General features: G+C 33.8%; 11 protein-coding genes. All 11 read left to right on the forward strand.

Features of this window, described 5'->3' with window-relative positions:
* Positions 1-1,121, forward strand: a 1,121-nt coding sequence (locus H6A27_RS13360) for an IS66 family transposase (protein ID WP_204509043.1), incomplete at its 5' end; no start/stop codon positions are given.
* Between the two features lie 172 nt (positions 1,122-1,293).
* Positions 1,294-1,599, forward strand: coding sequence for a hypothetical protein (locus H6A27_RS13365; protein WP_204509044.1), 306 nt, complete (start codon positions 1,294-1,296; stop codon positions 1,597-1,599).
* 3 nt (positions 1,600-1,602) lie between these two features.
* Positions 1,603-2,838 (forward strand): GDP-L-fucose synthase family protein, encoded by a 1,236-nt coding sequence (locus H6A27_RS13370; RefSeq protein WP_204509045.1) that lies wholly within the window; start codon positions 1,603-1,605, stop codon positions 2,836-2,838.
* A 33-nt stretch (positions 2,839-2,871) separates the two neighbouring features.
* A complete protein-coding gene (gmd, locus tag H6A27_RS13375) occupies positions 2,872-3,984 on the forward strand; it encodes a GDP-mannose 4,6-dehydratase (RefSeq protein WP_204509046.1) in 1,113 nt (370 codons plus the stop codon).
* Positions 3,985-3,995: 11 nt separating this feature from the next.
* Complete coding sequence (locus H6A27_RS13380) at positions 3,996-4,430, forward strand: hypothetical protein (protein WP_204509047.1); 435 nt, start codon at positions 3,996-3,998, stop codon at positions 4,428-4,430.
* A gap of 11 nt (positions 4,431-4,441) precedes the next feature.
* A complete protein-coding gene (locus H6A27_RS13385) occupies positions 4,442-5,566 on the forward strand; it encodes a DegT/DnrJ/EryC1/StrS family aminotransferase (protein ID WP_239469691.1) in 1,125 nt (374 codons plus the stop codon).
* A gap of 292 nt (positions 5,567-5,858) precedes the next feature.
* Positions 5,859-7,166, forward strand: coding sequence for an O-antigen polymerase (locus tag H6A27_RS13390; protein ID WP_204509048.1), 1,308 nt, complete (start codon positions 5,859-5,861; stop codon positions 7,164-7,166).
* Positions 7,167-7,194: 28 nt separating this feature from the next.
* A complete protein-coding gene (locus H6A27_RS13395) occupies positions 7,195-8,211 on the forward strand; it encodes an acyltransferase family protein (protein ID WP_338083606.1) in 1,017 nt (338 codons plus the stop codon).
* 2 nt (positions 8,212-8,213) lie between these two features.
* Positions 8,214-9,080 carry a glycosyltransferase family 2 protein gene (locus H6A27_RS13400; protein ID WP_204509049.1) on the forward strand — a complete coding sequence of 289 codons (867 nt, stop codon included), beginning with the start codon at positions 8,214-8,216 and terminating at the stop codon, positions 9,078-9,080.
* The gene (locus H6A27_RS13405; RefSeq protein WP_204509050.1) at positions 9,070-10,269 is read left to right on the forward strand and encodes a glycosyltransferase family 4 protein; all 1,200 of its coding nucleotides are present in this window, start codon (positions 9,070-9,072) and stop codon (positions 10,267-10,269) included. The genes H6A27_RS13400 and H6A27_RS13405 overlap by 11 nt, the downstream gene beginning before the upstream one ends.
* Positions 10,260-10,919, forward strand: a complete 660-nt coding sequence (locus H6A27_RS13410; RefSeq protein ID WP_204509051.1) for an acyltransferase family protein — start codon at positions 10,260-10,262, stop codon at positions 10,917-10,919. Before H6A27_RS13405 ends, H6A27_RS13410 begins: the two co-directional genes overlap by 10 nt.
* The last annotated feature ends 85 nt before the right edge of the window (positions 10,920-11,004 follow it).

An 11,004-nucleotide genomic window follows, 5' to 3' on the forward strand; every position in this document is an offset into this window, starting at 1 on the left:
AAACTGGAGGGCTTATGCTAAGTATAAACGGACTGCATAACTTCTATTATCTTCCTGAACTTCATGACATGAGATGCAAGGCCCAGCGTATATGCGAGATAATCCGCGGCAGATATCACCGAGATCCGCTGAACGGAGACGTTTACATGTTTATGTCTAAAGACCAGCGCAAGGTTCGTATGATACACTATGAGCGCAATGCCTACTACCTTCATGAGAAGTCCTTCATAAAGGGCTATAAGTTCATGAAAATAGAGCGTAAGGACGATGTGAATATAGCCCTTCAGGACGGTGCCAACGTGAATGTGGACGAGACATGGCTCCGCTATCACGCCTACAATAAGAAACGCAAGACCTATATGTGGTGTCTGGTAAACAGAAAAGCCCGTATAGTCATCTTCTTCTATGAGGATACGACGGATGATGAAGGTGTACAGAAACATGGAGGCAGGAACAGAAACGTGTTGAAGGAGTTTCTTGGTGATGCAAAAATCAAATCACTGCAGAGTGACGGTTACAACGTATATATGTATCTTGACAACGAACTTATGGATATAGAGCATCTCTGTTGTCTGGCTCATGCAAGAGCTAAGTTCAAGTATGCCTATGACCAGGGAAGCCTGCAGGCAAGAATCTTCCTTGAGTTGATAGCAAAATTATACGGAATGGAAGATACTTACCGCCGGGAAAAACTCACTTCAGACGAGATTTACCACAGAAGGAACAGTAAGGAATCGACGGAAATAATTGATAAGATAAGGACAGAGCTTTATGATCTGCTTGCAAATCCGGATGAGAGCCGAAGCGAACTTATGAGTAAGGCCCTTAACTATCTGAAGACCTTCTGGAATCAGATTTTCGCCTACAGAAATGACGGAGAATACTCAATAGACAATTTACCTGCAGAACGGGCACTGAGGCCTGTTACCGTCCAACGGAAGAACAGTCTGTTCTTCGGAAGTGTGAAAGGAATACAGAACTCCGCAATCTATAATACCTTTATAGAAACCTGCAGACAGGTAGGAGTCTCCTTCAGGGACTACTTCTGCAAGCTGCTCAGAGAATTAAAAAAGGGAAGAACGGATTACGAAAACCTGCTTCCCATGACAATATGCAAATAATAATCGTTAAATTTGTGAACTCTTTTTTAGACGGGTGCCTGCTGGCATCCGTCTAAAAGGGGCTACCCTAAAATTGGAAACTTACGTAAATAATTTCTTCACAGAGAACGAACAGTCAACTGTCAATCATTTTTTTCCAACTTGTGAAAAGATTTCTATAGACTATGCCATTATGGAAAAAACTCATTTGGCATATGTTCTACCAGCGGAGTTTGGATGGAGCGATCTTGGAACATGGAGTAGTCTTCGTTCTATAATACTTAGAAAATCTGAAACTAACGAAGTCACTGAAAATGCAAATGCTGTCATAGGAGATAGCGTGAAGCTAATTGAATCGGAGGGTAACATGATTAATATGCCAAATGGTAAACAAGTAGTCATCCAAGGTCTAAAGAACTATATCGTAAGTGAAAACAATAATATTCTACTTATCTGTAAACTCTCAGATGAGCAGAGGATTAGGGAGTGGCATAAGTAAAATATGGATAAGAATAGTAAAATTTATATCGCTGGTCATAATGGACTAGTAGGAAGTGCAATTTGGAACAATCTGAAAGCCCGCGGGTATAAAAATCTTGTAGGTCGTTCTCACAAAGAACTAGACCTCACTAATCAGTATGCAGTAAAGAAATTTTTTGACGAAGAGAATCCCGCTGCTGTAATATTAGCAGCGGCTTTTGTAGGGGGTATTATGGCCAATAGTCTTTATCGTGCTGATTTCATTATGATGAACATGATGATTCAGTGTAATGTCATTAGTGAGGCATATGCTCATGGAGTTGAAAAACTACTTTTCTTAGGATCTTCATGTATATACCCTAAGAATGCATCTCAACCTATGAAAGAGGATTATCTCCTAACATCCGAACTCGAATATACAAATGAAGAATACGCTATTGCAAAAATAGCGGGTCTTAAAATGTGTGAGAGTTATAATCTTCAATACGGTACAAACTACATTGCGGTTATGCCTACCAATCTTTATGGACCAAACGATAACTTCCACTTGGAGAATAGCCATGTTATGCCTGCAATGATACGTAAAATATATCTTGCAAAGCTAATTGCAGACGATAATTGGCAAACTATACGTAAAGACCTTACAATTCGACCAGTAGGAGCAAATATTCCTAGTGAGTTGGCCAAAAGAATAACAGATACTAAGATTTTTGAAGAAAATGTAAGAATTGTAATTGACGGTAATTCTTCAGAACAAGAAATTCGTGGAGTCCTTGCTTATTATGGAATTGAAAAAAACAAAGTAACTTTATGGGGAACAGGTAAACCGTTACGCGAATTCCTGTGGTCAGAAGATATGGCTGATGCCTCAGTTCACATTCTTCTTAATGTCAATTTTTCAGACATTGTAGGTATCGAAAAATACTCCTCAGTTCATTATGGTGTAGCAACTAATGGTACTGTAAATCGCAATCATAGTATTGGTCGTGGTGGAGCTATACCATCGCTTGGTGAGATACGAAACTGCCATATTAATATTGGAACAGGTAAAGAACTGACGATTCGTGAACTCTCTGAATATATTGTAAAGACTATTGATTTTCAAGGAGAGATTTTTTTTGATGCAAACAAACCTGATGGTACTATGCGTAAACTTACAGATGTTAGTAAGCTCCATTCATTAGGTTGGACACATAAAGTCGAGATTGAGGACGGCATTAAGAAGCTTTTTGATTGGTATCAAAATTCATTAAAATAAATCACAATACATTAATATTATCATTTAACATTTATGTCAAAGAATATTGCATTAATCACCGGTGTTACCGGTCAGGACGGTAGTTATCTCTCCGAGTTTCTTATGGCAAAGGGTTATGAAGTTCACGGAATTATTCGTCGTTCATCTGTCGACTTTCGTGAACGTATCGCACATCTTGAAGGTGAACCTAATTTCCATCTACATTATGCGGATTTAAGTGATTCAATGTCATTGGTGAGATTAGTAGGTAAGGTTCAACCTACTGAAATCTATAACTTGGCTGCACAGAGTCACGTACAAGTTAGCTTTGATTCTCCTGAATACACAGCCGATGTTGATGCGGTTGGTGTACTTCGAATCCTTGAGGCTGTTCGTGCTAATCATCTTGAGAAGATTTGTAAGGTATATCAAGCATCTACTTCTGAGTTATATGGAAAGGTTGAGGAAGTACCACAGAATGAAAATACTCCATTCCACCCTTATTCGCCATATGCTGTGGCAAAGTTGTATGGTTTTTGGATTGTAAAGGAATATCGTGAGGCTTATAATATGTTCTGCTGTTCAGGTATCCTTTTTAATCATGAATCTGAAAGGCGTGGAGAAACATTCGTTACTCGTAAGATTACACTAGCTGCGGCATGTATCGCCCATGGTAAACAAGATTGTTTGTATCTTGGTAATCTAGATTCTCTCAGAGATTGGGGATATGCCAAGGACTATGTAGAGTGTATGTGGCTGATACTACAACAAGATAAACCAGAAGACTTCGTAATTGCAACAGGTATACAGCATTCTGTACGTGAGTTCACTATTCTTGCTTTTAAATATGCTGGCATTACTCTTGAATTCAAAGGGAAAGGCTTAAATGAAGTTGGTGTATGTATAGCAGGTCCTTCAGAACTTATAGGAAAAGAACTTGTTAAAGTAAGTGAAGATTTCTATCGTCCAACTGATGTTGTAAATCTTTGGGGGGATCCTACCAAAGCTAAAGAAAAACTTGGTTGGAATCCTATGACAACTAGCTTTGAAAAGTTAGTTGAAATAATGGTTAAGCACGATATGGCTAAGATTGCTGCCGATAATGCTGCAGCAAATATTCGCAAAACTAATTTGGCTGAATATCTTGAAAAAGGTATTGTAAAATAAATAAAAGATTAATGGAAAACATTGAGAAAATTTATAATGGCAATGAATTGCTAAGTATAATCATTCGTGATAATTATCACGCACAAGGAATAACATTTATTACCCCTGATGATTACCCACATCAACTTGGTTATATGAATCGTGAAAAAGATTATGTAATAGCACCCCATGTACATAATAGGGTAGATCGAAATGTTGATTTTACTCAGGAAACACTTGTTGTTAAAAGTGGTGTTATTCGTGTCGATTTTTACTCTCAATATCAAGAATATCTTGAGTCACGTATCATCTATAAAGGAGATATTATTCTCCTTGCAGCAGGCGGTCATGGATTCAAAATGATACAGCCATCAGAGATGATTGAAATTAAGCAAGGACCTTATGCAGGAGCATCAGACAAGGTTCGTTTTGAACCTATAGAAGATGATAAAGTTATATTAAAATAACATTTGATATTATGGCATTTATTCCCGTTTGCGAGCCAATGCTCGCAGGTAACGAACTAAAATATGTTACCGAAGCTGTTTCTACAGGTTGGATTTCTTCATCCGGCAAGTATGTAAACGAATTTGAAAAACAGTTTGCAGCTTACTCAGATTGTCAGTATGGTATAGCTGTTTGTAATGGTACTATTGCTCTTCATCTTGCTTTAGTTGCTCTAGGCATAGGTAAAGGTGATGAAGTAATCGTTCCAACATTTACCATGATTGCATCTGCTTATGCTATTTGTTATACAGGAGCAAAACCTGTTTTCGTTGATGCAGACAAAAACTCATGGAACATTGATGTAAAGATGATTGAGGAGAAAATTACTTCACGTACCAAAGCTATTATGCCTGTTCATATCTTCGGAAAAATGTGTGATATGGATGTTATTAATGCTCTTGCTGATAAGTATAACCTTTATATCATAGAAGATGCTGCTGAAGCGCATGGCGCTTTGTATAAAGGTAAAAAATCGGGATCATTCTCTGATATAGCTGCTTTTAGTTTTTTTGCAAACAAAAACATAACGACCGGTGAGGGAGGTATGGTTGTTACCAATAACAAGAAAATTTATGATCGGGCTCGTTATTTCAAAAATGTTTGCTTTCCTTTAGATGGGCCTCGTAATTATCAACATGATAATATTGGTTATAATTATCGTATGAGTAATGTGGTAGCTGCTATAGGTCTTGCACAGGTAGAGAAAGCTGATGAATACAAAGGAATGCGAATTCGTAACCATCAGCTCTATAAAAAATATCTAGCAGATGTTCCTGGCATCATTTTCCAATCAGATTCTGCAGAAGGTTGTGAAGACGTCTGTTGGATGAATACAATCGTTGTAGATTCAGAGATATATGGTCATCACAAGGATGAACTTATTGCACACCTCAAAGAAAATGAAATAGACACACGTCTTCTTTTTACTGGTATGCATAAACAGAAGGCAATGCTCAATTATGGTTGTGATTGTTCTGGTAATTATCCAGTATGTGAGTGGCTTACCGAGAATGGATTTTATCTACCCTCGGCTAGTAGTTTGACTGAAGAACAAATTAAATTTATTTGTAAGATAATTTCTGACTTTAGAAAGTAACAAAAGTAGTCAAGTGTTAATCTAATAGTGCTTTTATAATAACGTGATAATGAATAATTATTTATTTGGAAATAAAGCATCTATTATTTTCATATCTCTTGATTTCTTTTACGGTTCTTGGAGGTGCAATTTACAGTACTTTAAATGCACTGATTTGCATGAGGAGTTCGATTCTCCTCGATCGTTCATTAATGATTTATTGCAAAATAGAAATTAAAACGTTTAAATTTTAGAAACAGATAAACATGATACGTAATTAAAAAAAATATTATAAATAATTTATTAAGAAAAAATGAGACTTATTCTAATAGTAATACTTTTTATCATAGTTGTTACATCATTATGGAAAAACAGAGAATCCTTCTCTGGAAAATTTATATTAATATTTTCTGGGGTTTGGTTTTTAGATATGTTTTTAGTAGCTTTGGACGCATCCCAAGTAGGAGGAGTTAAGTTTTCTATCCTTTTATTAGTTATAGTTTCAGTACTTGCGTTTATTATGGCATTTATGCTATTTAGGCATACAAGGCACAATGTAGAGATCTCTCATTTATACATTGATAAACGAGTTGATGCATTATTTAATATTAAGATAGTCAATATTGTATATATCGCTTTGTTAGGATATATAGTAATGAACATTATATTTGTGTTACCTATCTTATTATCTGCTGGTAATATGGGTGGAGGCTTACGAGTAGATTCGTTAACTGGTAATTTATATCCACCCCTATTCTATCTGCTTAATGTTTATGTTTTAGGTCCTGTATATAATATTACACTTCCATTGATGGCATATTTGTTTATTAGTGGGAAACACAAGTCTAGTTTTATTATAACCTTGCTTTATTGTGTACTTTATCCATCCCTGTTTGGTGGACGAATGTCTTTCTTTATTATTGGCCTAATTATTCTTTTATGCTATTTGTGGCTAACAAGTTGTAAATCAAATTATATTAGAAAAAGATTCAAATGGTATGTCACAATAATGATATCAGGGATTATTGTATTATTTACTATAATGTCAATTGCTAAATCTGGTGATATTACAAATGTAGAGCAATCTTTTTATGATCTTAAAGAAGATCTTATTAAGCAACCAATAAAATATTTTTCGTGCCCGGTCAAAGCGCTTGAATATGCAATATATAACGACTATCCTCAAAGGATGGGAGGTTACATGCATGGTAGAGCAACTTTAGCAGCATTTGACTACTACATTAATCCTATTTTTAATATTTTAAATGGTACACATAATCCTAATGCAAACTCAGTAATTGGTCATGTGATTCAAAATGAGTTCATCAGCTTTAGTACTGAGGTTGGTTATTGGAATGCACTATATACTGCCTTGCTACATTTTTACCTAGACTTCGGTTGGATTGGATGTATTCTCATTTCTTTTATATTTGGAATTATAGCCAGTAAATCATGTAACTTTGTTATGCGTACAGGCTCACTTCCATTATTTGTATTGTCATTTTATATCCTGTCAAAAAGTATTATGTCTGTGATGTCATATTATCCTGTAGATGGTGATGTTTTACCATTTCTGATATATATAATAATTTGGAGAACAAAAGAAAAAAGAACAATATAATGATAAAAAAAGAGATAATTCATTAGATATTTTACGATTTATAGGTTTAGTTGCCATATTTATGGCACATACATTTACATCAGTTGTGATACTTCAAACTGTATGTTTTGATGTTACATTACTTATATTGCTCTCTGGAGCAGCATTTGCCTTAACTATGAACAAAAATAAAAAGTTTCATTATGGCGATTACATGTGGAAAAGAATAGTTCGTTTAGTTTTACCAACATGGATATTCCTTTCTGTATATTTCTGTATATGCTATGTATTAAGCGTTAATATATCACCATATCATTTAGTATATTCATTCACATTACTCACAGAGTGGTATGTATGGATTATTCGTGTATTTTTGTTTATAGCAGCTTTATCACCTATAATCTTGTGGCAAGATCGATTGATAAAGAATAATACAGTATTCTTTCTTGTTGTTATCGTATTCTTTTTATTTTTTGATATTTGTACACGTGATAGCATGATAGAGTTTCACTCTTTTGATTTTATTAATAAGCATTTAAGACAGTACTTACTTTATATGCTCTTGATTTGTATCCCTTATGTCATGATTTACGCTATTGGTTTTAGAATAACTAGATTCTCTAATATAGAAATATTACTGTATTCTTTTATTATGCTTGTGATTTTTTGTTGTATGTGCACTTTTAGATATCATGTAAATGGTGAATTCGTGAGAAGTGATGTCGACAAATATCCACCACACTTATATTATGTATCTTTTACACTTGGAGTCTCAATGTTATTATGGCGTATAAGAAAATCTATTGAGAAAATTCTTATTAAGATTCCTTTTACTATGAATTGTATACTTTTTATAGGTCAAAATACAATTTGGATTTATTTGTGGCATGTACTTTTTTTGAGTATGACCAAAGATATCAATCATGATTTTTGGCGTTTCTGTATTGTATTTTTGGCATCCATTGCTATATATTTAATACAATTTTCACTTGTTAAAAAAATTATATTGCCAAATTTAAAAAATGAGAAAACAAAAAAATATATTAACCGAATATTATGTGGATGATTATGATCTCAATAGTAATCCCTTCGTATAATAGAGCTTACATTATAAGTAGGACTCTTGATAGTATTTTAAAACAAACATATCTAAATTGGGAGTGTTTAATAGTTGATGACTATTCTACGGATGATACAGAGGCTGTTATAAATAGATATTCCCAAAAAGATTCTCGATTCCATTATATTAGAAATAATAGATCAAAAGGGGCTCAAGGAGCTAGAAATACAGGCATAATTGCAGCACAAGGAGATTGGATTGTATTGTTCGATTCGGATAATATTATGCATCCTGACTTCTTAGAGAAATGCTACAAAAGGCAATGTGATACACATTGTGACATAGTAAACACTTGGTCAAGAGTCATTGATTCCAAGACTTTTACAGAAGTACGAACATTTTCATGGATTAATAATGGTATGATTCACAAAAAACTATTAACAGGAAAGTGTTATGTGGACAATAGTAGTACTCTTATTCGTAAAAAATTATTAGAAGACATTGGTCTACTCTCTGAGGACTGTCCTGCTTTTCAAGAGTGGGATACGCACATTTTGTTAAGTAATATTGCAAAATATCAAACTGTTGAAGAACTTTTAATCGATTACTATGTAGGAAGTTCAGATGCAATATCTTCAAATAAACATAAAGAAGTTAAAGGATATTTGTTTATCCTTACTAAGTTTAGATATGAATGGATACTAAAGTATCCTTTACACTTTTGTAAATATGCTGCTATCTTAAAGATTTGCATAGATACTTTAGATGTAAACGAGCGATATAGATATACAAAAGTTTTCTCAAACATTACTGGTATTTTTAAACCTATTATTATATTATTAGCAAAATTAATAACAAAAAAACATGGCAAATAACAAAATTGGTATTTGGCTTAGATATGGATATAATCCTACGAAAGGTGGGGGCTTTTCGTATTATGATGCTCTAATGAGTAAATTAGATAGTTTTCATTTTAGTAATGGACTTGAATGGTGTTTCGTATCACCAAGCAGTTGTTCGGAAATTGATAATACACTTTGCCTTGGATTGATACCTGACAATTGGAAGATTATAAAAATACTTACCAAAAATTACAAAATAGCAAAGGGGTTACAATATATAAGTGAAATATTATTCAGAAAAAAATGGCAGAAAAAACTCAACGATGCAGGTATATCCTACATATATTATATAAACCAAGATGATACCATTTTAAATGGTTTCCCTTATGTCTGCACAATATGGGATATGGGATACTATATGACCTATCCATTTCCAGAACTTATTCAAGGTAGGAACTTCAAAGGACGAAAAAAACATTTTGATGAAATTATTCCTAAGGCATTATTAGTACTTTCTGAATCAGAAGCAGGTAAAAGAGCCTTAATTAAATACGCAAATGTGTTAGAAGAGAAAATTAAAGTTATACCTATCTTTGCAGGCAATGTAATAAATCTTTCAATAAATGAAGATATACAGCACTGTATTCTTGATAAATTTGGACTTTCAGAAAATAAGTTTTTCTTTTATCCTGCTCAATTTTGGGCACATAAGAATCACGTGGCTATACTTGAAGCCTTCAAAAGATTTAAAAAAGAGCATCCTGATTTTAAAGTAGTATTCACTGGTGGTGATAAGGGAAATGCTGAATACATAAAGAGTATTTGCTCTGAATGGGAATTAGAAGCCAATGTCCTTTTCTTAGGATATGTATCTAAAGAGACCATCTATACATTCTATAAAAAGTGTACGTGCCTTATTATGGCTTCGTACTTCGGACCTACCAATATGCCCCCAATAGAAGCTATGCATTTGGGATGTCCCGTAATATGTACTGATGTTGATGGTCATAAAGAGATTCTCAATGATTCAGCTATCTATTTTAGTGCGGTTTCTTGGCAATCTCTATTAGAGGCAATGTGTAAAATGTTGATAGAACGAGATACATACATTAGTCGAATAATAGAACAATCTCAAAACTCAAAATTCAATATAGACTATGCTTTAACACAATTGGATAAATATCTTAATCTGGCATTAACAATACGTAAAACATGGAAATAAAATCAAAAAAAAGAGATTCAATTTTCGATATAGTAAGAGCAATTTGTGCAATTGAGATTGTAGCATTTTGGCATTTATCTAATTACTTACCCGAAGCCTATTCATATAGTTCACAAACTCTTCATGTAGGAGAAATTATAACATGGGGCTGTCTTGCATGTTTTACGTTCATGTCAGGATATTTTTTGTCAAAGTATAAAATTTCATCATGGAATGATGTTATTGATTTCTATAAAAGACGATTATCCCGATTCTATGTTATTTATCTATTATCTGCATGTTCTCTTTATGTTGGAGGACTTCTGTTCCACCAGCCTTTCTTTTCAAATACAAAACAATTTATATTAACAATATTAGGCTTGGGTTGTTTCAATTATCCATATCCTCCTACATTATGGTATTTTTGTATGATTATGTTCTTCTACTTAATTACGCCATTATTATCGTTGCGGATTAACAACATGTTGAGATATACCATGGGGGGGGGCATTCTAATGATATTGATAATCGTTAAATGCTGTAATATCATTAATGTGGACGAAAGGCTTATTGTGTATTATCCATTTTATGCTTTAGGATTATTCATAAGTAAATCTATTGTTGAGAAAGTAAAAAATATAAGCCTCTACTCGTTGGCGGAATTAAATTAGCGCATATTTAACTCTACCAATGGGTTTCTCATTTTTATAGTTAATATATTGCAGGATTGTAAGTGCGCTAATCTTCCCGACAATT

This window comes from Bacteroides caecigallinarum, assembly GCF_016902295.1.
In the GTDB taxonomy this organism is placed as follows: Bacteria; Bacteroidota; Bacteroidia; order Bacteroidales; family Bacteroidaceae; genus Phocaeicola; species Phocaeicola caecigallinarum_A.

Bases quoted from the DNA above. Each gene is read 5' to 3' on its own strand.
- H6A27_RS13400 (WP_204509049.1), top strand. From the start codon at position 8,214: ATGATCTCAATAGTAATCCCTTCGTATAATAGAGCTTACATTATAAGT.
- H6A27_RS13385 (WP_239469691.1), top strand. From the start codon at position 4,442: ATGGCATTTATTCCCGTTTGCGAGCCAATGCTCGCAGGTAACGAACTA.
- H6A27_RS13410 (WP_204509051.1), top strand. From the start codon at position 10,260: ATGGAAATAAAATCAAAAAAAAGAGATTCAATTTTCGATATAGTAAGA.
- H6A27_RS13380 (WP_204509047.1), top strand. From the start codon at position 3,996: ATGGAAAACATTGAGAAAATTTATAATGGCAATGAATTGCTAAGTATA.
- gmd (WP_204509046.1), top strand. From the start codon at position 2,872: ATGTCAAAGAATATTGCATTAATCACCGGTGTTACCGGTCAGGACGGT.
- H6A27_RS13370 (WP_204509045.1), top strand. From the start codon at position 1,603: ATGGATAAGAATAGTAAAATTTATATCGCTGGTCATAATGGACTAGTA.
- H6A27_RS13405 (WP_204509050.1), top strand. From the start codon at position 9,070: ATGGCAAATAACAAAATTGGTATTTGGCTTAGATATGGATATAATCCT.
- H6A27_RS13365 (WP_204509044.1), top strand. From the start codon at position 1,294: ATGGAAAAAACTCATTTGGCATATGTTCTACCAGCGGAGTTTGGATGG.
- H6A27_RS13390 (WP_204509048.1), top strand. From the start codon at position 5,859: ATGAGACTTATTCTAATAGTAATACTTTTTATCATAGTTGTTACATCA.